This is a genomic window from Rhodococcus sp. IEGM 1409, from assembly GCF_030056735.1.
Taxonomy (GTDB): Bacteria; Actinomycetota; Actinomycetes; order Mycobacteriales; family Mycobacteriaceae; genus Rhodococcus_F.
The window spans coordinates 66,421-88,646 of the sequence record NZ_JASHKN010000009.1; the positions used below are offsets into that span (position 1 = coordinate 66,421).

Below are 22,226 nucleotides of genomic sequence, written 5' to 3' on the forward strand. Positions count from 1 at the left end.
CGAGAAACTGCGGTAAGCCGGGACACGCCCGTTTCGATCCTAGAAATACCTGGTGCGACGGACGTGACTGTCCGTGCAGACTTCTGGGCTCACACTGCACAAATTCTGGTTGAGCGTCCGCATCGCGGGGTATCAGGGCTGCATGGCTTTGCTCCTGGATACATCCGTGTTGGAGCCTGACCAACGCACGGACGCCTTTGTCGACGCGATGGGTCGTGCCTCGGTTCCGTGCGCAATCCACTTGGAGACCCCGGAACGGGTGAGCGCGAGAATGAACGTGTGGAACCTCGGTGCAGCATCACTGTTCCGCTCCGAGTCGACCGGTATGCGTTTGACCCGAACACCACATCACGTCCGGTCCGCATCGATGCCCGTTCTTGCGATCGCCCTGCAGGAGAGCGGAATTGGCCATCTCGACCAGTATGAAGCACAACGTAGAGTCCCGGCCGGTGAACTGCTGATGACAGACCTGACGTCGACCTACGATTTCTCCTGGCCGGGAACGGGCGCTTCCCAGTGCCTCTACATTCCGATGGATCGGCTGGGACTACCGATCGACACCGTGCGAGACGCAGCTACCCGGCCTCATCACAGCAATCTGTACCCCGTGATGATCGCGCACGTTCGTGAATTGTTCCGCAGCGCCGCCCTGTTGGAGACCGATCCTGCCGCCGAACAATTGGGCGAGGCCTCGATCGAACTTGCGTGTGCTTTGGTCGCTTCGATAGCACATGCGAATCCCAACGCCTCCGCTCCGAGATCGGCCCTTGCCATGACTTCGATCCGTCGATACATCCGTGAACACCTTCACGATCCGACGATGAATCCTGCACGAATTGCTCACGCCCACAACATCTCACTGCGACAGCTGTACAAGATCTGCTCGGACAACGGCTTTCGGATCGAACAGTGGATCATCACCCAGCGCCTGCAGAAGGCTCGGGACGAACTGGCTCGACCCGCTACCGTCGATCTGCCGATCGCGACCATTGCGCACCGCGCGGGGTTTGTCGACGCCGGACATTTCAGCCGACGCTTTCGGCAGGCCTACGGGCTGAGCCCGACTCGTTGGCGTCAGCTCCGCGATTGAAGCAGCGCCACAACGTCTGACTGACCACGACTTTCGGCATTATCCAACGCGGTCTTTCCTGACGCATCCCGGATCGAGGGATCTGCCCCAGCGTCGAGGAGCTGAGTGATCACATCGATATAGCGCGCCGATCCGTCGCCGTAGACAACGGCTTCGAGTAGCGCCGTCCACCCAGGATCATTGACGTGATTGACCGGGACCCCGGCAGCGATCAGCATCCGGACGGTGTCGACATGAGCGTGTTCACTCGCGGGAATCAGAGCCGTACCGCCGTAACGGTTCACGCTGTCGACGTCCGCGCCGTGGGTGAGCATGAGCGCCAGAATCTCGTTCAATCCCTCGGCTCCGGAATACAGGAAGGCCGAATCCTGCATGGAATCCTTCGCATTCACATCTGCTCCAGCAAGAATCAACGTGGACGCCGCAGCAACGGCATTGTTCTTGGTGGCCTCGACGAGCGGAGTGCGATCGTCCCGGTCGCGGGCTTCGATATTCGCACCGGAAGCCAGGGCAGCGGTGATGGCTGCCGGATCATTGCGGTCCACCGCATCGAAGAGTGCCCGTTCGGATTCCGGCGTCGACGGCGGCTTGGCCCTTGCAGACGGTGTCGTCGCTGACGACGACGCGGTGGTCGGCGCCACCGAGGTGTCGGAAGAACTGCAACCCGCCAAGGCCCCCGTCACCGACGCCGCGATTATTCCGCCTACGAGGACAGTTCTCGACATCCGCTTCATGGAACCAGTCTTCCACAGCCGGCCGAATGGCCCGAGAATCACAGATAGGGCGACATCTTCAACATCGATCGTCTCACCAACGGTTTGATCGCCGGAATGATCCACCGTTTCCAGCCGAGCGTGGCTGCGATGTCGGCGATGATGTCGTCGAAGCTACGGCTCTGATACCGCAACAGCCGCTGACTCTCCTCGGTATCCACCCAGTCGGTCACGTACTCCTTGCCGCTGAAGGCTCTCTCGGGCAACGGTTCCAACCTCATGGCGCACAGCATCCTTGCCAGATAGTCACGGTAGGTCACCTGACATGACTGACCACCACCGACAAAGAGCACCCGGCCCCACACCTGCGGTGTCTCCAGTGCGTTGGCGAGAGCGACGGCCGCGTCGCTTGGGTGCAGCACCTCGATCCTGTTGTCCAAGCCGATCTCGAACATGATGGGATCGGCCCCACGTGCGGCGATGATCGGAACGTCGGCGAACCGCGGGATGAACCACGTCAGACCGGACTCTCGCACTATCCGTTCGGCTTCGATCTTCTGGGCAGTGTAGCCATCCGTCGCTTCGAGTGGATCATCTACTCTACGAGGCGGTTTCCGATGCATCGTTCGGCCGTGAACATCGAATGTCGACGTAAAGAGAAGTTTTGGTGGACCGCTCTGCGCCAGCGCTGCCGTGACAACGTTACGAGTTCCCTCGACGTTGACCTTCGCCGCACGAGCAACGTCGAGTTCACTGGCAGGCGGAATGACTGCGGCCAAGTGAACTACGACATCTACCCCTGCCACCGCGGCCTCGACTGTCTGGTAGTCACGAATATCGCCCCAGATCGTCTCGATCACATGAAAGGCGCTCGCCCGCTTGCGATCCTCGGGAGTTGCCAACGCAAGACAACGCACATCATGACCTCTGCGCACGAGCTCCGCCAGAACGTGCGAACCGATGTTCCCGAAGGCTCCCGTCAAGAGCACCTTCATGATCGGATGGTGCCTCGCCCGGCGATAAGGGGAAGATCCAGCGCCGAAACGAGCCCGGCTTCGATGTCGTCGAGCATCGGAATGGCGTTGGTCGCTCGCATTCCCGTCGCCAGGCAACCTCCGGCGATCGGATCACCGTCGAGCGCCCCACGGAACGCGGTCTCCTGCGTGATGTCCGGACTCCCTTTGATGATCACACGGTAGACGTCGTTCTCCACGGAAGTTGCTCTGGGCCAGTGTGTTGCGGCATCGTTGGTGATGCGGTTGACGTGCTCGATCACGATCTTCGCCTCGTCTCCCACCCAACCGCGGATCTCGAATCGCACTGCGGCACATTGGCCAGGCTCGATGACACCGAACGGATACGTGATCGGCTCGGTGGCCGCCCACTTCTCGTACACGGTGTCGATACGGTCCAACTTGACTCCGACGGCGTCGGCAATCATCGGGATGGTGTGCCCCCACGCGAAGATCAGCACCTCGGGAATCTCGAGCACCGCCGGAGTATCGACCGAGACGCCGATTCCCATCGTGGAGCTGTAGTCACCGGCATAGTTCGCGTAGTCCAACAGTTCCTGCACACGGACGCTGTCCACCCGGCCACAGACACCCATGAGCGTCATCGGGAAGAGATCATTGGCAAATCCCGGATCGATCCCCGTGGTGAAGCACGACTTTCCGCTTTCGCGACAAGCCTTTTCGAGGTCCTCCAGCATCTCCTTCGGGCACACCCGCGGATAGACCAACGGCGTCATCGACGTCGACACCACGTGCTTACCCGACAGCAGGGAGCGCGACATGTTCGCGATGTTCTCGACGGCGAATTCAGCAGTCGGACCGAAGTATGCAACCGCGTCGGCATCGACAGCGAGTGCTGCCTCACTGTCGATCGTGGCGGCCAGCCCCACCGGCTCGACGCCGATGAGTGTGCCGACGTCGACACCGTCCTTCTCCGGGTTGTGCACGATGACACCGACCAGTTCGAACTCGGGATGATCGAGCAGTTCGCGTATGACCAACTTGCCCACGACGCCCGTTCCCCAGACGATGACCTTGTGTTTCATTGCAGTGCAGTCCTTTCCAGAGCACAGCCAATAGATGATGTGTCTACGATCAGCGGAAGAACTCTCCACCGTTGACAAAAAGCGTCTGCCCGGTCAGCATCCGGGCGCGGTTGGAAGCGAAAAAGACCACGGCGTCCGCCACGTCGTCGTCCGCCGGGATTTCACCGAGCGGCATGTTCTTGCTGATCTCGGCGATGATGTCTTCCTCGGGGACCCGACGGTCGGCCGCCGCGAGCCCGACGTAGAGCTGTACCGGCGGTCCCCACATCCACGTCGGAACCACCGTGTTGACGCGGATTCGATACTGTCCCAGCTCTTTTGCCAACGACCACATCGCTGCGTACAGCGCACCCTTGGATGTCGCGTATGCCGATTGGGGCAACTGCGGATGAAACATAGCCTGCGAGCCGATCATGACGACGGCGCCGCCGCGCTTCTTCAACTCCGGTAGCGCCGCCTGCGTCAAAGTGAGAGTTCCGATGACGTTGACGTCCAGCATCGCCTTCCAGGCACTCAGATCGGCACCTTCGAGTCCGCCGAACACGTCTTCCTTGGCCGCGACGTTGACCAGCGCATCCACCCTGCCGAAACGTTCGGTGGCAGTAGTGATCAGGCGCGAGCACAACTCCGGATCGGCGATGTCCGTCACCGAATAGGCGACGTGAGCACCGGTCGGATCGATCTCCTCGCAGACGGACTTCAAATTATCTTCGGTTCTTGCGCCAAGCACTACATTGGCCCCGTCACGGACTGCGGCCAAGGCGATTTCACGCCCCAGTCCGGTTCCGACTCCGGAAATTACCACGGTCGAATCTTCGAGCAATTGAGTCATGACGCGCACCTCCACAGGGCACCCGAGAGATAACGTAACGCCGTGTTACGAATATGGAGAAACGTAACACTGCGTTACGCTATTCACAATGGATTTCGAAGAAGTCACCCCAGACAACGTCACCCCAGACGACAGCGCTGCAGACGACAGCGCTGCAGACGAAGACACCGAACGTCTACGCGGGAGGCCCCGCGATCCCGCCATCGGTGATTCAGCCCTGGCCGCGGCACGCGAGTTGCTCGCCGAGGTCGGCTGGGACAAGACGACGATGGTGGCGATCTCGGAGCGCGCAGGCGTCGGCAAGCCCGCCCTGTACCGGCGGTGGCCGTCCAAGACTCACCTGGTTTTCGAAGCAGTCTTCGGCTGGGTCGACGAGTCTCCGCCCGTCGCAGACGCCACCGACCCCGACGAATGGGTACGGGCCTCGTGTAACTACACCCTGGAACTCTTTGCAAAACCCGAGGTGAAGGCCGCATTGCCGGGCCTACTTTCCGCATTTGCCGAGCGTGGCGACCTGCCGTCGACGTTGTGGTCGGAGTTCGGTGGCCCCGGCATCGCGATGCTTGCGCAGATGCTGAAGCGCGGCGACGGTGATGCCGACGCGATGCGGGACGCTCAGGCAACGATGCTGTTCATCGTCGGCGGCACGATGGTCCTGAGAATGCTGATGTCCGAAGACGAATCCGCACCCCTCGTCGAACGAATGCCGGACATACTTCTGCATGGCGTCACACCGAACGAGCAGGAGAGCACATGAACGCAGCAGAGCCGACCATCAGTCTCGACGACGATCGCGTGCGCGTCACGTCTTGGCGCTTTCCGGCCACCGGCAGCGCCACCGGAAGCCATCGACATGAGTACGATTACGTTGTCGTGCCAATCACCGGCGGCCGGTTCGTCGTTGCCGATGCCGACGGTTCCACCCGTGAGATGACGCAAACTCCTGGTCAGCCGTACCAGGGGACCGCCGGCACGGACCATGACGTCACCAACGCATCCGACTCGGAAACAGTCTTCGTGGAGATCGAACTCAAGCCTCGCTAAATCAGGCACTTTGGTCCGGATCTTCGACACGCACGCTTAACAAGTGTCCGAATTGGGTAGTTTCACATCATCTAACTCGTTCAAATTTCGATCCAGCGGTCACGTCCAGTGCAGCCAGTCGAACAGGAGTCGGATGAGCAGCCCATTTCGTGATGCCGCTGCAGTGACGCTCGACGCGTCCCACCGCGTCGAGCACGCGCACGTGCCAGATGCCTCGATCAACGGTCGCTTTCACCCGCCGTCGGCAGTCAAAGGACTGGTCCCGCGTCCGCGCCTGCATCGCAAACTCACCGCGTCCACCGCCACCGACGGCGTCGGCCCTGGCCCAGTCGGGCTGCTGTCGGCACCGGCCGGGGCGGGGAAGACCTTGCTGCTGGCCGCTTGGGCTCGCGAATATTCGCGAGCCTCCCCTGATGTTGCGCTGGCCTGGCTGACGTTGGCCGAGCGCGACAACAACGTGTCGATACTGTGTGAATCCCTCGCCGAGGCGATCGCTGCATCCGTCGATACGTCAGGCCCGAGGCTTCCCGCGCAGACGGGATCCAGGCCACCTGTCGAGCAATGGCTCACGCATTTCGCGGAGACCCTCGAAACGCATGAGCGCCGAACAACGTTGATCCTCGACGACGTTCACACACTCCACGATCCGATGTCGATCAGTCTTCTCGACCGGATACTCACACAGACGCCGGGCAACCTGTCGATCATCGTCGCCGCCCGCTACGAACCACCGCTCACGTGGCATCGTCTGGCTCTCGACGGCCGACTGACCCGCTTTGCATCCACCGATCTTGCTTTCGACCGCTCCGAGATCACCGCGATATTTGGTGAGTACAACATCACGCTGGGCGACGACGAGCTTGCAATCGTCGAGAACTTCACAAAGGGGTGGGGTGCCGTCGTTCGCCTGACCGCAGCGTTTTTGGCGGGCCGCAGGGATATCGGCGATGCGCTCGACGAGTTCACGCACACACCCCGCCCGATCGCAGACTTTCTCGTCGACGAGGTACTGACGTCCTTACCCGAACATGTCACCTCGTTCATGTTGCGGACATCGGTAGTCGATTCTTTCTCCGCCCAGCTGGCGGAAACTCTGACCGACTCGAACGCACGGTCCGAGATCGACTCGCTGATTCAGTTCAACTTCCCTGTGACCCGTACCGATTCGGCCGACCACACAACGTGGTTCAGTTATCACCCGCTGTTGCGCGAACATCTTCGGGCAGAGTTCCGTCGCATCGATCACGACGAGAGAAATCGCGCACACCTGCGAGCCGCGTCCTGGTTCGAAAGCAATCATCTCGAACTCGAAGCGCTCGAACTCGAGGTGTCGATCGGCGACCCCCGCCGCATTCTCGCGTTTCTCGAACGCTGTGGGCTGGGCCTCGTACTCGACGGGCACTGTGGAGACGTCGTGCGAGTCCTCGAATCGGTGTCGACGCAGGTCTCGGAATCCCCGATCACCCGGCTGGTGCTGGCGGCGGCCGCCCTCCATTGCGGTGACGTAACCTCTGCGACGACGTGCCTCGATCTTCTCGAAGCCACTCATCCACCGATCGCAGACGACCCACTGTTTCTGGCGATGAGCCTGGAGATCTCCTGTTTTTCAGCAACTTCCGACAACGAACCATTGGCCTCACGTCTGGAGCGGCGTCAGAACAGCACCCACTCCGACGTCGAGGCCTACGCACACATGGAATTGGCGACGGCGCACTTACTGCGACGCGAGTTCGAAAGGGCGACTGTCGAATACACCCAGGCTGTTGCGCTCGGGACACTACGGGGCAGGGTGCGATTCGTCTTGAAGTCGCTGACCGGACTGGGCTACGCCGCTTCCCTCAGCGGAGACATCGGGGCCATGAGGGCTCACTCCATCTATGCACTCGACTACGCGGTCGAACATCGCATCACGACGACTGCGGAGTACGAGTTGTCCGCGTCGGTGGCCGCCTTTGCTGCATATCTCTGCGCCTCGAGTGAGCTTCCGTACCGCATCCCGACCATCGGAAATTACCGGAGCACAGACATTCTCGGCGCCAGCGCTCCGGCATTCGGGTGGCACACCGTCGTAACCTTCGGCCTTCACAGTCTCGACAACTCGACCGACCGACGCTCGACCGCCGCCGATGTCCGCAACGCGATGCTCAGCGCGATCGAACTACGTACCTTCGCGTTCGCAACCTTGGCCCTTCTACCGCCCGTCGTCAACGCATGCCTTTCCGTCGGCGAAGTGGAATGGGCAGCCAGACTCGTACGGGACGCGGCCGACCGGTTCGGCGAGACCGCGGAGATACATCTCGCGCGGGGTGCCGTCGCCTTCTCTTCCAACAAGTTCGCGGAAGCACTCGTCGAAGTTTCCGAGTCTCTCGGGTCCTCGGAGATCCCGCTGCTCGCCCATCACGTCTACGCCTGGACACTCGAAGCCGGGATCCACGCTGCAACCGGTCACGAGCGCAAGTCGTTTCGTTCACTCCACAAAGCGCTGCGCGCCGCGGAAGCCGGTAACTTGCTGCGCCCCTTCTTCGACTACGGCGCTTCCCTGCGGGCGGTGTTCGACGAGTTCAGTGGACATTTCGGCGATCAGGAGGCATTCGCCGAACAGGTACGCAACCGCATTCGTCCACAAGAATTGGTGAGTGCACCGATCCTCACGCCGGGCGAATACACCGTGCTTCGTGAACTGGCTTCGGGAGACACCACCGAGTCGATTGCCGACACGCTGTTCCTTTCCGTCAACACCATCAAGACACATCTTCGCGGGATCTATCGCAAGTTGGAAGTGAGCAACCGACGCGACGCACTCAAGGCTGCGCGACGCGGCGGACTCATCTGAGCAAGACTGCTTCCATGCCCCCGAAGCTGTATTCCGATACGCGCGATCGATTGACCGTGTGGGCGAAAAGCACACCGAGTCGACGGTTGGCGACCGATGCAACCATCGAGGTCTTCGAAGTCGGACTCGTGGACAGCGCCATGACTTTGGCAGCCCAAGCCTTTACGTCCTTGCTCCCGGTCATGATCGCGGCGTCCACCCTGGAGAAGTTGAAGCCGTTGGCTGATGCGGCCAAGGACGACCTAGGCGTCCAGCTCCCCGACACCGAAATCACGAGCACCTCGACTGCGGCCGCGTTCGGGATCGTCGGCTTGCTCATGTTGCTGGTCAGTTCCACGTCCTACGCTCGCGCTCTCGGCCGGATGTACGGGCGCATCTGGAGCGTGCCGACCGCGACGCTTCGTCAGGCGTGGCGGTGGGTCGCGGTCGTCTTCGTCGTGGCCGGGTCGGTGGTCGGTGCGGCCCTGTGCCGAGAACTGAATGGTGTACCGGGAGTGGGCAGACTCTTGGAACTTGCTGCGGTCTACGTGGTGTGGGCACTGGTGTGGACCGCCGTACCCATGCTGTTGACCGCCAATCGCATGACCACTCGAATGTGCGTCGGGTCCGGACTGCTCACCGCGACGGGTCTGACCGGACTGCACGTGGCCGGCACTCTTTTTCTGCCGCGGATGACCAAGACGTCTCAGGACGAATTCGGCCTCCTGGGCGTGATGTTCACCGTCATCGGCTGGCTGTTCATCTTCTCGGCAATCGTGGTTGTCGCGTCGTCGATCGTCGGATCAGTGGCCAAAGATTCGGGTCCGCTGGGAATCTGGCTGCGAACGTCACGCTGAGGTGTTGTCCCGACCTGCAAGCGCTCGAAGCTGAGCCAGCATCTGGGCCCCGCTGACGTCGATGAACGGTGACGTCTCGGCGTCGAGAACCACCATGGTGGTGCCGGCAGTCACCAGACCGGTGTTCTGCTCACGCACGTGGTCGGCATTGGCGAAGAACTTCCCCGCTTCGACCCTGACCACCACGACGCCGTCGAGTGTCTTCAGATCAGGATGACTGCTGGTGTCGACCCGGCGGGTGCCGTCCTTGGCCAGAGCTGACACGTGCGGTTTGGAAACTCGATACAGGAGCAGCAACATCGAGACGGCGACCCCGATGATCAACCCTGGCAAGGTGTCGAACAGGAGAACTCCGAACATTGCTGCGGTCGCCGCGGCGAAATCGGCCCGCGCGGCGTGCCTGTAGATGCTACCCAACCGCTTCGTCCAAACCCGGTACAGCGCTGCGAGAGAAGAGAAATCGACAAGCTCAACGAACCGGCCAGTGCGACAACTATTCCGAGATACCACCCGATCAGGGCCGCAATGCTGTTGATACGCGCTCGTTCGGAAGAGAGCACGGCGACAACGGCAACAACCGCCAGCGGGCTCATGATGATCTCGAGCGCCAGCGGGATCTGTTGCAGTAGCAGCGATCGCATAACTACCTCCGGTTGTCAGAGACCGCCGATGCCCTTGCCGATGAGAACAACAGCGATGACCAGGATCAACACACTCATCACCGTCGCATTGTTGTCCTGTAACCACACCTTCAGCTTTGCCAACGGACCGCGCAGTCGCTCCGCGGCAACAAGATAGCCGATCACGGGGACGCACACCGTGGACGCGGCGATGATCGTGAAAACCACAACAGCGACAATCACTTCTCCGGATCCAAGCGAGGCGGATCCGATCGAGATTCCGGCCGCGATACACATCATGAGATTCTTCGGATTGATCGCGGCCAGAGCGAAGCCCAAGCCCATCCCCTTGGCAGCAGTCATGTCGTCGATGGCTTGCATCCACTTCGGGGTTTCGTGCTCGCCTCCGCGGCCGCGCCATTGCTTCACTCCGAACGCAAGTAGCAGCACACCCAATGCCAGCTTGATCCACGACACCGTCGCTGACGGATCACCTTCGGAGTCGCCGAGCTTGTTGGACAGGAGCACGAAGATCACAGTGGCGACAATGATTCCGAGTATCCAGCCCAAGGCGAACCCGACGCTGGTACTGCCGGCGCGCTTGGACAACAACATCAAGATTGTCGCGATGATCGGGATCGGCGATACCGCAACGCCGACCGCGAGGGGTAACAGATCCCCGATGACAGATCCCATGCCGACCTCTTCTCTCTCCCGGTCGACACTAGGGGTGACGGCCCTGCGGAGCCTCACACAAAAGGGATGAAAGGAACCCCGACGACTTTCACCCGTTGGGGATGACGCCTCGGGAGCGTGCGGGCATAAGACTGGATCTCACGGATGCGGAGTTCTGGATCGGGCAGCGACGCCGATTACATTTGACGACACGTGATTTCGAGGCCCGGAGCGGTGCCGTCCCGGACCTCATGGGCCTAGGAAATGGAGCGGACACTGATGAATGCTCCCACTCGGTATCAATTCCTCATCGACGGCGAAGTGTCGGACCGCGTCAAGGCCGCGTTTCCCGAACTCAGTGTTGCCAGTGCGGCCGGTGGATTCACGAGCTTGTACGGACCCGTCGCGGACCACACGGCTATGCGAAGCATCATGGCCCGCCTCGATTCCCTCGGCTTGACCGTCGCCGAAATGCGTCGGCTCCCAGACTGATCCGAGACGCCCCTCCGTCGGATTGTCCCACGCACGAGCGATGGTCCCGACCGAGTCGATTCGGCCGGGACCAACTGCTCTCGAGGTGTTCGGTGCCTAGACTCTGTCCCTGTCCCAGGTCGCGACGGCCCAGATCACCACGACATCGAGCGCGATGACCAGGATCGACCACACTGGGTAGTACGGCATCCACAAGAAGTTGGCGATGATCGAGAGCGACGCAATGACGATTGCTGCCGCCCGGGCCCACACTGCACCGGTGAAGAGGCCGAGGGCCACCAAAATTCCGATGATGCCCAAGATGATGTGGATCCAACCCCACGTCGAGATGTCGAACTTGTACGTGTAGTTGATACCCACGACAAACAGATTGTTGTCAGCGACGGCCGCGATGCCCTGAAGCAGAGCGACAATGCCTGCGGTGAGCAGCAGAATTGCTGCTGCAAACGTCGTACCTACCGCGAAACCCTGCCGGACAGGGTGATTCGCGGGTTCCCGCGGTGGAGCAGTCATCAGCGTTCCTTTCGACAGAATGCACTTCCCTTACTCAGTCTCGAGGGGCTGGAAAGCGAAAACATCACCCGTCGCGGATGAACCGCAGGTCATCGACCCGTACCCGCTTGCCGGCGTCACAAACCAATGTTGGCAAACTGGCACCGTGCAACACACAGTAGTCGTGATCACCGATATCTACGCTCCACCTGCGGTGATCTTCGATCTCGAACTCGACATGGACGAACACTCCGCTTCGCTCCGAGCAACAGATGAGGTGGCCGTCACGAGTACGGGTAGATCAATGCTCGGAGAGGGCGACGAGGTGTCTTTCACTGCTCGGCACTTCGGGTGGAGATTCTCGATGACAAGCCGGATCACGCAGTACAACCGTCCGTACTCGTTCACAGACGAGCAGGTTCGCGGACCCTTTGCCTGCATGCAACACGAACACATCTTCGACATTCAGCCGGGCGGCTGGACGCGGATGCATGACCGCTTCACGGTTAAGGCCCCTCTCGGTGTGCTCGGGCACCTGGGACTGAGGTTGGCTGTCGCCCCTTATCTGCGGCGCCTTCTCGAGCAACGTGCCGCGCACATCAAGAACCGTGCAGAAGCCGGCACCCCTTTCACCGAGTGAGCACTCTCTCTGACGCACCCCAGAGGGTGTTCACTCGACCAAACCTGCGCCCACTCAGCAGCAGTCGCACTCGTGCCCGCTCTCGGGCACAGCCACCACCGCGCAGCACGGATCGCCCTTCCACGCGTTGATGCCTTCTTTCACTGCGATGACGGCGATGACCAGTGCCGCAATCGGATCCGCCCACGACCAGCCGAGCACCGAGTTGAGCAGCAAACCGACGAGCAAGACCGCAGAGAGGTAAGTGCAGAGCAGCGTCTGCTTCGAATCCGCGACCGCCGAGAGCGAACCCAGCTCCCGACCTGCTCGGCGTTGCGCATAGGACAGTGCCGGCATGATCGCCAAACTCACTGCAGCCAAGACTATTCCGACGCTCGTGTGCTGCGCTTCACCCAGACCGAACAGTGACCGAATCGCGTCGAACGACACATACGCGGCAAGCCCGAAGAACGAGAAGGCGATCACCCGCAGCGCCGTCTTCTCACGGCTCGCCGGATCCGGAGCCGAAAACTGCCAGGCAACCGCTGCCGCCGAGGACACTTCGATCACGGAATCAAGACCGAACCCGAACAGTGCCGCGGATGACACCCGTGCACCCTCCGTCAACGCGATGATCGCCTCGACGACGTTGTAGCTGATCGTGATCGCCACGAAGATGCGAATTCTTCTCGACAAGAGCGCTCGTCGGGCAGCCGACTGACCGACGTGATCGAGCGGCGCAACCATCAGCAGCACCCATCTGATTCGCTGTCCGGGCAGTACGACGGATCAACCGCGAGAACGACCCCGAGCAGGTCGTCGAGGGCCTGACCGATATGTGCATCGGCGAGTTCGTATCTGGTCCGGCGCCCTTCCGGGACGGCCACCACCAAGCCACAACCGCGCAGACAAGCCAGATGGTTGGACAGCTTCTGCCTGGTCACAGCCAGTGTTTCAGCGAGGTCGGACGGATACCGCGAGGCGGTCTTCAGTTCGAGCAGTATCCGTGTCCGAGTTTCGTCGGACAAGGCATGCCCGAACCTCGCAAGCACCGCCACGTTGGTCACCACATCTACGTGCTCGACATCCATACGAACGACAGTACATCGAAATCTGTATTCAGAAAACAGTGAACTCCGATGGTTCAAGATCCCACCATCGGGTAACGCAAGCGTGAAGCCACCCAACCAGGTAAGCGAACACCGGGAGCCCACATCCGATGAACCGTACAAAAGTCGACGATCACGTAGCGATGGCCGAACTACCGACAACCGGAAGCATCTTCCAGGCCTCGTGGCCGGTGCGTACGGGCGACATCCACACCGACAAACAACTGCGCCTCGACGCGATCGCGCGCTACCTCCAAGACGCAGGCTTCGACAATCTTGTCGACCGCGGCGCCATGGAGACCCATCCACTGTGGATGGTGCGGAGGACGGTGATCGACGTACTCGAACCCGTCGTCTGGCCAGATCGAGTTCACCTGCAGCGCTGGTGTTCCGGACTGTCGAGCAAGTGGTGTTCGATGCGGGTTCGGATCAGGTCCGATGCAGGCGGGTTGATCGAAACCGAGGCGTTCTGGATCAACATCGACCCGAAGACGGGAATGCCGGCAACCATCAGTGAAAAGTTCACCGCTGCGCTTGCGTCGACCGCAATCGACCAGCATCTCCACTGGCGTCGGTGGATCGACCCGGCCCCTGACACGACGCCGTCAACTGATACGCCATTCCCATTGCGCTCGAGCGATTTCGACCCCTTCGATCACGTGAACAACGCGATCTACTGGCAGCCTGTGGAAGATGCACTGAACGATGATCTGAGACGCGGACCCTTTCGCGTGATCCTCGAGTACACGCAGCCCATCAAGAGAGGTGAGCAGGTGACTGCGCGAGGGGGCGCGAACACCCTGCACATCGACGCCGGCGGCGAAGCACGCGCGTCGGCGCGCTGGTTCGCTCTTGCCCCGAGTCGCAGCGATCAGGGGTGAAGTTTTCCGAATCCCACGACGGCAGAGTCGGATTGCCAGTCCAGATCGTGCACCCGCACCTTGCCGAACTCGTTGCCGCCAACCGTGATCGCTGTATCGCCGTCCACTGCCACAACGATGTTGGTGTGCTGACCGACCCATCTCGAACTGTCGTAGATCACCACATCACCCACGTTCGGGGTGTACCCACCGCCGTTCTCGGCGTACGCGCCGACCCCCTGGTAGTACTCCTGCAAGGTGTAAACCCCCGGAATGCGCCAGCTTCCGGAGTTCGGGTTCGACAACGGTCGACCCGCCTCCCTCATGATCCAGCTGACAAAATCGGCGCACCACTCTTCGTCGATGCCGTCGGAATAGAAGGTGCCCGGACGATCCTGCTCGTGCTCGGATCGGAGTAGTTCGAGCACACGAGCCTGGTCCGAAGTCACCGAACTGGCGTCGACCGTCGGAAACTCAGCGGTATCCCAGGGCAGATACCGCGATGGCGCGAGCGCGACGGCCACCGCACCAACCACGATGACTACACCGAGCACCCCGGCAATCCAGAGCAAGATACGGCGGCGACGGTTGGGTTCGGCAGGACTCACCCTTACGAGTGTGCCAGTTTGCCGCGAATCGAAGCGCCAACCACCCCAATGACCTGGCACTTCTCATCAAATTCACACGAATGTGCCACCGAACTATTGCTATGGCACCAAAGTGGTGCCATAGTGATGCCATGGACTTGACACCGTACGTCGACAACCTTCGCCACGAACTCGCGGTGGCGGCCGAAGCAGGCGGAGAAGACGCGAAGGCACTCGCCGATCGTTTGACCGCACCGTTGGAAGCAGCAGTGCGGCTCACCCTTCTCGACGCATTGTCTGCAGCGGCTGCCGAGATCACGCGTGACCTCGCACCGGGCTCGGTGGACCTGCGCCTGCGGGGACGTGAACCCGAATTCGTGGTGGCGCCGGCCATCAGTGAACCGGCTCCGGCTCCCGTCGAAGAGGAACCGACTCCGACTCCGCGCCCCGTCACGGAGTCCGACGACGCCTCGATGACTCGAATCAACCTGCGGCTGGGGCAAGACCTCAAAGACCGAATCGAGGCGGCAGCCCGGGAAGCCGGGATCTCCGTCAACGCGTGGCTGGTTCGCTCGGCTGCGACTGCCCTGGAAGGTAGCGCAAACAGAAGCACTCCGCGACAACGCGCATCCCAAGGTTCCGAGAGCTTCACCGGCTGGGTGCACTGACACCGGATCCAACTTTCGCTCGACCCCCTCCACCAACGAGACAACCTCATCGGGAGTATCACAATGCCTACATACAGCACACCTGACCCCATCACCTTGAACTTCGACGTGGCAGTCGGACACATCCGGATCGCTGCGAGCGACCGCAACGACACTGTCGTGGAAGTGCTGCCCAGCAACTCGTCTCGCGAGGTCGACGTTCGAGTCGCCGAACAAACGCGCGTCGAATTCGCGGGCGGCCGGTTGCAGATCAAGACTCCGAAACAGCGTGGCCTAGGCGTTTTCGGGAAGACCGGATCTGTCGACATCGCCGTTCAGCTCCCCTCCGGCTCAGGACTCGAAGGTACTGCCGCAGTTGCCAGCCTCCACACCGACGGCACTCTCGGCCGTTCACGCGTGAAGGTCTCGGCCGGCGATTGCACCCTGGACACCACCGGGCCGCTCAACGTGAGCACCGGGGCCGGCGCGATCACCGTCGAGCACGTCGCCGGTGACATCGACACGAGCACCGGGTCCGGAAGCATCCGCATCGGCCGAGTCGACGGCAACGCGGAGGTCAAGAACTCCAACGGCGACATCAACATCGGCACGATCACAGGCGTGCTGAAGGCGAAGACCGCCAACGGCAGCGTCGCTGTGGAGCATGCAGAGTCCGACGCGAGCGCCGCAACTGCCAACGGCGACATCCGGTTCGAGAGCATCGAGAGCGGAGTCGTATCCGCAAAGACGGCTGCCGGGCGAATCCATATCGGTGTTCGATCCGGAACGGCCGCGCGATTCGACGCTCATACGTCCTTCGGTCGTGTCGACAACCAGATGAATGCCACGCACGGACCGGCTTCGACCGAACGCCGAGTAGACGTCCGCGCGCAAACCAGCTACGGCGACATCGTCATTCGACGTTCGGAGCCGCGAGAAGAATCCAACAAGAAGATCTAGCGAAAGGAACGCTGATGTCCCGTAAACCAGCCATCACCGCGACGGGCCTGAAGAAGGCCTACGACGACAAGACGGTACTGGACGGAATCGACATCTCCGTCGACCGCGGAACCGTCTTTGCGCTCCTCGGCCCCAACGGCGCCGGCAAGACCACCATCGTGGAAATCCTCTCGACCCTCGTTCCCGCGGACGACGGTGACATCCGCATCGCCGGGTACAACCCTTCCGACGATCCCGACGCGGTGCGTTCGCGCATCGGCGTCACCGGACAGTTCTCGGCGGTCGACGACTACCTGTCCGGTGAGGAAAACCTTCTCCTCATGGCCGACCTGCACCATCTCGGCAAGGACGAGCGCCGAACGCGCACTGACGAACTCCTGAAGAAGTTCGATCTGGTCGACTCCGCGGAAAAGCTGGCCTCGACCTACTCGGGCGGCATGCGCCGACGGCTCGACCTGGCAATGACCTTGATCGGACGGCCGGAGATCATCTTCCTGGACGAACCCACCACCGGCCTCGATCCCCGGAGTCGACGCACGATGTGGCAGATCATCCGCGAGTTGGTCAAGGGCGGTGTCACCATCTTCCTCACGACGCAGTATCTCGAGGAAGCCGATCAACTGGCCGACCACATCGCCGTCCTCGATCAGGGACGGATAGTCGCCCAAGGTACTGCAGCGGAACTCAAGCGGCACATCCCCGGCGGCCACATTCGACTCCATTTCTTCGACAGAGATCAACTCGATACTGCTGCAGCCGTTTTCGAAAATTCTTCGCGAGACGATGCGGCCTATGTACTCCAGGTCCCCAGCGACGGGGGTGTCCGCTCATTACGTTCGCTTCTCGACCAACTCGACGCTCACTCGATCGACGTCAAGGAACTCTCCGTGCACACGCCGGACCTGGACGACGTGTTCCTGACTCTGACCGCCACCGAAAGGACCGACGCGCGATGACCACCATGACGCTTGCCTACCAGGACTCGAAAACCATGCTGCGTCGCAGCATTCGACACATTCTTCGATATCCGTCGATGACGGTGATGCTTGTCGGGATGCCAGTCGTCTTCCTGCTGCTGTTCGTCTACGTGCTCGGCGGGACGCTCGGGAACGGCCTCGGCCCCGGCGGTGGCGGCCGAGCCGAGTACGTCAATTACGTTGCACCGGCGATCATTCTGATGACCGTGGCATCAGCGGCACAAGGTACTGCCATCTCCGTCGCAACCGATATGACCGCCGGGATCATTGCACGATTCCGCACGATGGCGATCACGCGCACGTCCGTCCTGACCGGTCACGTTCTCGGCAGTCTCCTTCAGACGATCGTGAGTCTGGTTGTCGTCATCGCCGTGGCGATAGCCGTCGGCTTCCGCCCGACTGCAGGCTTCGTGGAGTGGGTCGCGACGTTTGCACTCCTCATCCTGGTCTCCATCGCCATGATCTGGTTGTCCGTCGCCTTCGGCCTCGTCAGCAAGAGCGTCGAGACGGCCAGCAATCTCCCGATGGTGTTGATTCTCTTACCATTCCTGGGAAGCGGATTTGTCCCCACCGACTCGATGCCGACCGTGTTGCGATGGTTCGCCGAATATCAGCCGTTCACTCCGATCATCGAGACGCTTCGAGGACTGCTTCTCGGCGAAGCCATCGGGAACAACGCACTACTCGCGGTCGGATGGTGCGTCGCCATCACCTTCCTCTCCTACCTCTGGGCGCGGAGTTTGTTCAACCGACGCCCGGTGCGCTGACCTCGAAACACACGATCTTCGAGAACAGGTACGGTGTCGCTGTCGTCGAGTTCCGAGGCGATGGCGACGTCGTGTGGAAACCCGAGAACGATCAACTCGCGCCCTGAGGCACAGGCCCGCAGGCGGTCCTCGTACGAATCCGACACCGCCGCCCAAGCATCCGCTGCCATCCGCGCCTCGGGCGATACGTGACCGTCCCAACCAGCCGCGGTCAGTGCCGTCACAACAGCGCCGGCGCCCCACAGATCCTCCACTGCAGGTCGCAACTCTCCACCGGGCCACTTCTCCCCGGATGCGATGATCGCCACTCGAGCTCGCGAACCATGTTCGTGCACAATCCAATCGGCGACGGCGGTTGCGTTTCTCAGCGAGGCTCCCACGCAGGTCGGGGCCAGGGAGGCCAGGGCAAATGCGATGGTCGACCCGTTCGGCGAAGGCAGTACCAATCGATTCGGCGCCTCGGCCTCGCGAATCGTCCGGGGAGACAAGCTGATCTGCCCCCCAGTGGCCACACTTCGCCGTACTGCGAGAACCGCATCGGCATCACGCGCGTAGTCGAGCGCACTCTCGTTGTTCCAGGAAAAGGGAAGTACGTCGATTCCCGCGTCGGCGGCGACGCTCAGCGTGGTCGTGAACGAGAGGACGTCGACCACGACGGCTATATCGACGCCCACGGCGATCGCCTCGGCGCCGCGCAGGGCCCAGTCGAATCGAAGTCCGTACTCGAGTTGGCGGTGCTCCTGATTCATGTATGCAAGTCTCTCAGAAAGTGAGCAGCTTCTCCGGCACGCGTAAATCCTCGTGCTCGTACAGTGCTCGCACGGCCACGGGATCGTCGGTGGCGCACACGTCGGCGATGTCGTCGAGCAGTACGTCGTACTCCTCACCGGTCTTTCCGTCGTAGGCATCGGTCATGCGGCCCCACTCGTCCCACGGCAGAGTTTCGACTTTGTTCACCGCGGCAAGATCTTTCACAGCGTTGCCGCGGATCTCAGCTGCTCCCCAGTTCTGGGTTCCGTACACCCCGAACTGGGACGCGTCGATCTCGCCGCGTCGATACGCCAGCCACGCCTCGCCGCCACTGAGGAATTCTCCCGGCCGCAGGTCATGGGCGTGAGGAAGAACGTTCTGTCCGAGGATCTCCGAATCGATGCGGATCCACCGCTTGCCGGCGTCGTCCCAATACTCGGTGATCCAGTGGTCGACGCCCTGTCCCAGTTGAAAGTAGGTGGCAAAACCACAGCGGACCCGAGCGGCAAAACCGCGGTAGCGCAGAAACGCACAACTCAAGACAGCAAAGTGCCGACAGGTTCCGACGAGACGCTTGTCGGGTTGCCGGGCAGAGGTCACCGGTGCCGGATCGAGCGCAAGCAGGCGTTCGAGCAGAACGCTTGCCGGCCGGATCTGGTTTTCGTCGAATCGGTCGGTGGGCAGATTCAGGGACCGCGCATCGGTGGGTTGGACCACCAGGTACGGCACTACCCGGCATATTTGCACGGGGTCGGTGGGGAGTGACTCGAGGGCGAGCGGGTCCACTCCGTCGATGCGGGTGAACGGTCCTGCTGATGTGTAGTCGAGAACCGCCGTCATGGGCGGAGACTAACAAACCCTGCCGACACTGCCGCTCCACTATGGTTAGGGTCCCATAACCATGAAACCCGAGGTTGCTGTGAACCCAATGTTGAGCCGCCGTGCCATGCTGTCCGTCACCTTCGCCACAGCAGCAGGTTTTGCCCTTGCTGCCTGCGGCGACAGCGCGAAGGACGAATCCACTCCCGGCACCGAAGGTGCTCACGCCGAGGCCAACGCCTTCCCGGTGACGATCGACCACAAGTTCGGCTCCACCACCATCGGGCAGGCACCCAGCCGTATCGCAGCGGTCGGCATCGGCGACGCAGACGTACTGCTTTCCCTCGGGCTGACTCCCGTCCTGGTCCCGGTGTGGAAGGGATCGACCGACGACGGAATCGGAGTCTGGGCCGACTCGGCAGTCCAGGGCGCCGAGCCGACACCATTGGCCAACGCCACCACCGATTTCGACATCGAAACGATCGTGGCAGCAGCGCCTGACCTGATCATCGCCGTCAACAACGCGATCGACGAGGACCTGTACAAGCAGCTCAGCGCCATCGCGCCGACTGTGCTTCACGCCGCCGATCAGACGGATTGGGTTCTGCCCTGGCAGGAAGTCACGACCCGCATCGGTACCGCTGTGGGCGTTCCCGCGCAGGCAAAGCAGGAGGTTCAGGAAGTCGAAGACCTCATCGTTCGCACCCGCGCGGAGAACCCCCAGTTCGAAGGCAAGACAGCAGCTCTCGTCATTCGCTGGAGCGACGGAAATCTGCGGGCGTTCAGCCCCGAGGCAGCGCGCGCTCAGTTGCTCACGCAATTGGGATTCACGGCGCCTGCCGCACTGAAGGATCGGTTCGCGGGCAAGCTGAACTACGAGATCTCCGCCGAGAACTACGACCTCCTCGAGTGCGACTACCTGCTCTTCGACAACTACGAAAAGGCTCGCCCCGAGATGGAGACGCAGCCGGCGTTCACCAATCTGAACGTGGTCAAGACCGGCGGCCTGATCAGCTTGGACCCCATCGTCAGTGACGCGGTGTCCATGCCGAACCCGCTCACCATTCCGTTTGTGCTGGAAGATTTTGTAGCAAAGATCAATCAGACGATCGCGGCTCGATAACCTTCGTTCGACCGGACCACACCCACAACACCACAGCCGACACGGCCACGCAGACCGAAACGATCACCCACGGTGACGCCGGCGCTGCGTGCCCGTTGTCGACTAGGTCGTACACGAATCCGACTCCCACGGTTCCCAGGAGCGCGAGCAGACCGCCGATCGTGTTGAGCATGCCGAAGTGCGCTCCGAGGTTGCTTTCACGACCGAGGATGGCAATGGTGTCTCGCATCGGCGGCACCATCAACATCTGTCCCAGGTGCAGCAGCCCGATCCACACCGCCAGACCGGCGATCTGCGTCGACGCCGAAGCTGCGAATTCGACGCCGGTGACCAGCGGAACCAGGAACGACACCGAAATGAGCACAAGCCCGAAGGTGATCGCGCGTCGATGCCCGATGCGGTGGGCAACCGCGACCGTCGGCCCCTGCCCGACGATCACCAACACCGCTGCGCCCACGTAGAACCATCCCAGCGCCGACTGCGAACCGATTCCGCGCTCGAGTTGTTCCGGAAGCATCAGGTACAGCTGGCTGTACGCGACAAGTTGAAAACTGCAGAGCGTCGCGAAGAGCAGAAAGTTGTTGTTGGTCAGCACGCTTCGCCAGACGTCGCGCAGCGTATAGGTCGACACCGGGCCGTCGTGGGCATCGCCCGGCCGCGGGAACCAGATGAAGAACCCGACCCACATGATCGCGAACAGCAACGCCGCGCTCGACGCCGTCCACGAGAACGGAAACATCAACAGAGCAGCACCCAACGCCGGACCGATCACGGTTCCCAGACGACTGCACATCTGTTCCACTGCAAACAGATCCGTACGACGCATGACTCCTGAGGTTTCGAGTTCGCGTCCATATTCGGCGTTGGCCGACTCCACTGCGGGTGCGAACAGAGCCGCGGCGAACCCGACCAGAAGCACACCGACGATCACCGCCGCCATACTCTCGGCCAATCCGAGCATCAGGAAACCGACCACGCGAACTGCGATGCCCAGCAGAATGATCGGACGCTTACCGAACCTGTCGGCGAGGCTTCCACCGATGAAGAACATGCCCTGCTGACTGAACATCCGGAGTCCGAGGACCAGGCCGACAATCCAGGCCGCGAATCCGAGGTCCTCCGAAAGGTGCACCGCGAGAAAGGGGACAACCAGATAGAACCCGATGTTGAACAGCACCATCGAAAGAAGGAGCAACTTCACCACCGGCGGCAGGACACGAACCTTCGCGAAGGTCTTGTTACCGGGGAAACGCTCACTGAGTACCACGACCAGAAGACTATTGCCCGCGCGGCGTTCTGTGGAAATCTGCCATTTTGCAATT

The 22,226-nt window shown here is 61.5% G+C and carries 25 protein-coding genes and 1 pseudogene; 13 read left to right on the top strand and 13 right to left on the bottom strand.

Annotated elements, in window-relative coordinates:
- Positions 1-142 precede the first annotated feature (142 nt).
- A complete protein-coding gene (locus tag QM716_RS21925; protein WP_283306221.1) occupies positions 143-1,090 on the top strand; it encodes a helix-turn-helix domain-containing protein in 948 nt (315 codons plus the stop codon).
- On the opposite strand, the gene QM716_RS21930 is transcribed toward QM716_RS21925, so the two are convergent.
- The 4 genes from QM716_RS21930 to QM716_RS21945 are packed head-to-tail and all read right to left on the bottom strand — an operon-like array spanning position 1,075 to position 4,694.
- Positions 1,075-1,824 carry an ankyrin repeat domain-containing protein gene (locus QM716_RS21930; RefSeq protein WP_283306222.1) on the bottom strand — a complete coding sequence of 250 codons (750 nt, stop codon included), beginning with the start codon at positions 1,822-1,824 and terminating at the stop codon, positions 1,075-1,077. The genes QM716_RS21925 and QM716_RS21930 overlap by 16 nt on opposite strands.
- A gap of 38 nt (positions 1,825-1,862) precedes the next feature.
- Complete coding sequence (locus QM716_RS21935) at positions 1,863-2,798, bottom strand: NAD-dependent epimerase/dehydratase family protein (RefSeq protein ID WP_283306223.1); 936 nt, start codon at positions 2,796-2,798, stop codon at positions 1,863-1,865.
- A complete protein-coding gene (locus QM716_RS21940; protein ID WP_283306224.1) occupies positions 2,795-3,862 on the bottom strand; it encodes an NAD(P)H-dependent amine dehydrogenase family protein in 1,068 nt (355 codons plus the stop codon). Before QM716_RS21940 ends, QM716_RS21935 begins: the two co-directional genes overlap by 4 nt.
- Positions 3,863-3,911: 49 nt before the next feature.
- Positions 3,912-4,694 (bottom strand): SDR family oxidoreductase, encoded by a 783-nt coding sequence (locus QM716_RS21945; RefSeq protein ID WP_283306225.1) that lies wholly within the window; start codon positions 4,692-4,694, stop codon positions 3,912-3,914.
- A gap of 88 nt (positions 4,695-4,782) precedes the next feature.
- Here QM716_RS21945 and QM716_RS29280 point away from each other — a divergent pair, with 88 nt between their 5' ends.
- From QM716_RS29280 to QM716_RS21965, 4 genes are all read left to right on the top strand, one after another.
- Positions 4,783-5,451: a TetR/AcrR family transcriptional regulator gene (locus tag QM716_RS29280; protein ID WP_349307361.1), complete on the top strand. Its 669-nt coding sequence runs from the start codon at positions 4,783-4,785 to the stop codon at positions 5,449-5,451.
- Positions 5,448-5,738 carry a cupin domain-containing protein gene (locus QM716_RS21955; RefSeq protein WP_283306226.1) on the top strand — a complete coding sequence of 97 codons (291 nt, stop codon included), beginning with the start codon at positions 5,448-5,450 and terminating at the stop codon, positions 5,736-5,738. Before QM716_RS29280 ends, QM716_RS21955 begins: the two co-directional genes overlap by 4 nt.
- Before the next feature lie 133 nt (positions 5,739-5,871).
- Entirely contained in the window at positions 5,872-8,571 is a 2,700-nt protein-coding gene (locus QM716_RS21960; protein WP_283306228.1) for a helix-turn-helix transcriptional regulator, read from the top strand.
- Positions 8,572-8,585: 14 nt separating this feature from the next.
- Positions 8,586-9,407, top strand: a complete 822-nt coding sequence (locus QM716_RS21965) for a hypothetical protein (RefSeq protein ID WP_283306229.1) — start codon at positions 8,586-8,588, stop codon at positions 9,405-9,407.
- A gap of 9 nt (positions 9,408-9,416) precedes the next feature.
- Here the strand turns inward: QM716_RS21965 and QM716_RS21970 are convergent.
- Positions 9,417-9,881: pseudogene (locus QM716_RS21970) on the bottom strand (STAS domain-containing protein); the annotation flags it as partial.
- Between the two features lie 182 nt (positions 9,882-10,063).
- Entirely contained in the window at positions 10,064-10,723 is a 660-nt protein-coding gene (locus tag QM716_RS21975; RefSeq protein ID WP_283306230.1) for a GAP family protein, read from the bottom strand.
- Positions 10,724-10,981: 258 nt separating this feature from the next.
- Between QM716_RS21975 and QM716_RS21980 the strand changes: the two genes are divergently transcribed.
- Positions 10,982-11,194 (top strand): DUF8691 family protein, encoded by a 213-nt coding sequence (locus QM716_RS21980; RefSeq protein ID WP_003943015.1) that lies wholly within the window; start codon positions 10,982-10,984, stop codon positions 11,192-11,194.
- 96 nt (positions 11,195-11,290) lie between these two features.
- Here the strand turns inward: QM716_RS21980 and QM716_RS21985 are convergent, their stop codons facing one another.
- Positions 11,291-11,707 (bottom strand): DUF7144 family membrane protein, encoded by a 417-nt coding sequence (locus tag QM716_RS21985; RefSeq protein WP_230815965.1) that lies wholly within the window; start codon positions 11,705-11,707, stop codon positions 11,291-11,293.
- A gap of 145 nt (positions 11,708-11,852) precedes the next feature.
- Between QM716_RS21985 and QM716_RS21990 the strand changes: the two genes are divergently transcribed.
- Positions 11,853-12,326, top strand: coding sequence for an SRPBCC family protein (locus QM716_RS21990; RefSeq protein WP_283306231.1), 474 nt, complete (start codon positions 11,853-11,855; stop codon positions 12,324-12,326).
- Positions 12,327-12,380: 54 nt separating this feature from the next.
- Here QM716_RS21990 and QM716_RS21995 read toward each other — a convergent pair whose 3' ends face one another.
- Entirely contained in the window at positions 12,381-13,052 is a 672-nt protein-coding gene (locus QM716_RS21995; RefSeq protein ID WP_283306232.1) for a cation efflux transmembrane domain-containing protein, read from the bottom strand.
- On the bottom strand, positions 13,052-13,396 hold the full coding sequence (locus QM716_RS22000) for an ArsR/SmtB family transcription factor (protein WP_283306233.1): 345 nt from the start codon (positions 13,394-13,396) through the stop codon (positions 13,052-13,054). Before QM716_RS22000 ends, QM716_RS21995 begins: the two co-directional genes overlap by 1 nt.
- Before the next feature lie 128 nt (positions 13,397-13,524).
- On the opposite strand from QM716_RS22000, the gene QM716_RS22005 reads away from it, so the two are divergent.
- Positions 13,525-14,295, top strand: a complete 771-nt coding sequence (locus QM716_RS22005) for an acyl-[acyl-carrier-protein] thioesterase (protein ID WP_283306234.1) — start codon at positions 13,525-13,527, stop codon at positions 14,293-14,295.
- Here QM716_RS22005 and QM716_RS22010 read toward each other — a convergent pair.
- The gene (locus tag QM716_RS22010; RefSeq protein WP_283306235.1) at positions 14,286-14,882 is read right to left on the bottom strand and encodes a CHAP domain-containing protein; all 597 of its coding nucleotides are present in this window, start codon (positions 14,880-14,882) and stop codon (positions 14,286-14,288) included. The genes QM716_RS22005 and QM716_RS22010 overlap by 10 nt on opposite strands.
- A gap of 131 nt (positions 14,883-15,013) precedes the next feature.
- On the opposite strand from QM716_RS22010, the gene QM716_RS22015 reads away from it, so the two are divergent.
- From QM716_RS22015 to QM716_RS22030, 4 genes are all read left to right on the top strand, one after another.
- Positions 15,014-15,529 carry a toxin-antitoxin system HicB family antitoxin gene (locus tag QM716_RS22015; protein ID WP_283306236.1) on the top strand — a complete coding sequence of 172 codons (516 nt, stop codon included), beginning with the start codon at positions 15,014-15,016 and terminating at the stop codon, positions 15,527-15,529.
- A 63-nt stretch (positions 15,530-15,592) separates the two neighbouring features.
- Positions 15,593-16,468: a DUF4097 family beta strand repeat-containing protein gene (locus tag QM716_RS22020; RefSeq protein WP_283306237.1), complete on the top strand. Its 876-nt coding sequence runs from the start codon at positions 15,593-15,595 to the stop codon at positions 16,466-16,468.
- Positions 16,469-16,482: 14 nt separating this feature from the next.
- Positions 16,483-17,424 carry an ATP-binding cassette domain-containing protein gene (locus QM716_RS22025; protein WP_283306238.1) on the top strand — a complete coding sequence of 314 codons (942 nt, stop codon included), beginning with the start codon at positions 16,483-16,485 and terminating at the stop codon, positions 17,422-17,424.
- Positions 17,421-18,212, top strand: a complete 792-nt coding sequence (locus QM716_RS22030) for an ABC transporter permease (RefSeq protein ID WP_283306239.1) — start codon at positions 17,421-17,423, stop codon at positions 18,210-18,212. The genes QM716_RS22025 and QM716_RS22030 overlap by 4 nt, the downstream gene beginning before the upstream one ends.
- Here QM716_RS22030 and QM716_RS22035 read toward each other — a convergent pair.
- Together QM716_RS22035 and QM716_RS22040 are read right to left on the bottom strand one after the other, a co-directional pair.
- Positions 18,167-18,961, bottom strand: a complete 795-nt coding sequence (locus QM716_RS22035; RefSeq protein WP_283306246.1) for a 2-phosphosulfolactate phosphatase — start codon at positions 18,959-18,961, stop codon at positions 18,167-18,169. The genes QM716_RS22030 and QM716_RS22035 overlap by 46 nt on opposite strands.
- Positions 18,962-18,974: 13 nt before the next feature.
- The gene (locus QM716_RS22040) at positions 18,975-19,802 is read right to left on the bottom strand and encodes a transglutaminase domain-containing protein (protein WP_283306247.1); all 828 of its coding nucleotides are present in this window, start codon (positions 19,800-19,802) and stop codon (positions 18,975-18,977) included.
- An 88-nt stretch (positions 19,803-19,890) separates the two neighbouring features.
- On the opposite strand from QM716_RS22040, the gene QM716_RS22045 reads away from it, so the two are divergent.
- Positions 19,891-20,904 carry an ABC transporter substrate-binding protein gene (locus QM716_RS22045; protein WP_283306248.1) on the top strand — a complete coding sequence of 338 codons (1,014 nt, stop codon included), beginning with the start codon at positions 19,891-19,893 and terminating at the stop codon, positions 20,902-20,904.
- Here the strand turns inward: QM716_RS22045 and QM716_RS22050 are convergent.
- Positions 20,879-22,171 (bottom strand): MFS transporter, encoded by a 1,293-nt coding sequence (locus QM716_RS22050; RefSeq protein WP_283306249.1) that lies wholly within the window; start codon positions 22,169-22,171, stop codon positions 20,879-20,881. The genes QM716_RS22045 and QM716_RS22050 overlap by 26 nt on opposite strands.
- Between the last annotated feature and the right edge of the window lie 55 nt (positions 22,172-22,226).

What these genes read in the sequence shown, in the direction of transcription:
- QM716_RS21925 (WP_283306221.1), top strand. Translation starts at nt 143, where the DNA reads ATGGCTTTGCTCCTGGATACATCCGTGTTGGAGCCTGACCAACGCACG.
- QM716_RS21930 (WP_283306222.1), bottom strand. Translation starts at nt 1,824, where the DNA reads ATGAAGCGGATGTCGAGAACTGTCCTCGTAGGCGGAATAATCGCGGCG.
- QM716_RS21935 (WP_283306223.1), bottom strand. Translation starts at nt 2,798, where the DNA reads ATGAAGGTGCTCTTGACGGGAGCCTTCGGGAACATCGGTTCGCACGTT.
- QM716_RS21940 (WP_283306224.1), bottom strand. Translation starts at nt 3,862, where the DNA reads ATGAAACACAAGGTCATCGTCTGGGGAACGGGCGTCGTGGGCAAGTTG.
- QM716_RS21945 (WP_283306225.1), bottom strand. Translation starts at nt 4,694, where the DNA reads ATGACTCAATTGCTCGAAGATTCGACCGTGGTAATTTCCGGAGTCGGA.
- QM716_RS29280 (WP_349307361.1), top strand. Translation starts at nt 4,783, where the DNA reads ATGGATTTCGAAGAAGTCACCCCAGACAACGTCACCCCAGACGACAGC.
- QM716_RS21955 (WP_283306226.1), top strand. Translation starts at nt 5,448, where the DNA reads ATGAACGCAGCAGAGCCGACCATCAGTCTCGACGACGATCGCGTGCGC.
- QM716_RS21960 (WP_283306228.1), top strand. Translation starts at nt 5,872, where the DNA reads ATGAGCAGCCCATTTCGTGATGCCGCTGCAGTGACGCTCGACGCGTCC.
- QM716_RS21965 (WP_283306229.1), top strand. Translation starts at nt 8,586, where the DNA reads ATGCCCCCGAAGCTGTATTCCGATACGCGCGATCGATTGACCGTGTGG.
- QM716_RS21975 (WP_283306230.1), bottom strand. Translation starts at nt 10,723, where the DNA reads ATGGGATCTGTCATCGGGGATCTGTTACCCCTCGCGGTCGGCGTTGCG.
- QM716_RS21980 (WP_003943015.1), top strand. Translation starts at nt 10,982, where the DNA reads ATGAATGCTCCCACTCGGTATCAATTCCTCATCGACGGCGAAGTGTCG.
- QM716_RS21985 (WP_230815965.1), bottom strand. Translation starts at nt 11,707, where the DNA reads ATGACTGCTCCACCGCGGGAACCCGCGAATCACCCTGTCCGGCAGGGT.
- QM716_RS21995 (WP_283306232.1), bottom strand. Translation starts at nt 13,052, where the DNA reads ATGGTTGCGCCGCTCGATCACGTCGGTCAGTCGGCTGCCCGACGAGCG.
- QM716_RS22000 (WP_283306233.1), bottom strand. Translation starts at nt 13,396, where the DNA reads ATGGATGTCGAGCACGTAGATGTGGTGACCAACGTGGCGGTGCTTGCG.
- QM716_RS22005 (WP_283306234.1), top strand. Translation starts at nt 13,525, where the DNA reads ATGAACCGTACAAAAGTCGACGATCACGTAGCGATGGCCGAACTACCG.
- QM716_RS22015 (WP_283306236.1), top strand. Translation starts at nt 15,014, where the DNA reads ATGGACTTGACACCGTACGTCGACAACCTTCGCCACGAACTCGCGGTG.
- QM716_RS22020 (WP_283306237.1), top strand. Translation starts at nt 15,593, where the DNA reads ATGCCTACATACAGCACACCTGACCCCATCACCTTGAACTTCGACGTG.
- QM716_RS22025 (WP_283306238.1), top strand. Translation starts at nt 16,483, where the DNA reads ATGTCCCGTAAACCAGCCATCACCGCGACGGGCCTGAAGAAGGCCTAC.
- QM716_RS22030 (WP_283306239.1), top strand. Translation starts at nt 17,421, where the DNA reads ATGACCACCATGACGCTTGCCTACCAGGACTCGAAAACCATGCTGCGT.
- QM716_RS22035 (WP_283306246.1), bottom strand. Translation starts at nt 18,961, where the DNA reads ATGAATCAGGAGCACCGCCAACTCGAGTACGGACTTCGATTCGACTGG.
- QM716_RS22040 (WP_283306247.1), bottom strand. Translation starts at nt 19,802, where the DNA reads ATGACGGCGGTTCTCGACTACACATCAGCAGGACCGTTCACCCGCATC.
- QM716_RS22045 (WP_283306248.1), top strand. Translation starts at nt 19,891, where the DNA reads ATGTTGAGCCGCCGTGCCATGCTGTCCGTCACCTTCGCCACAGCAGCA.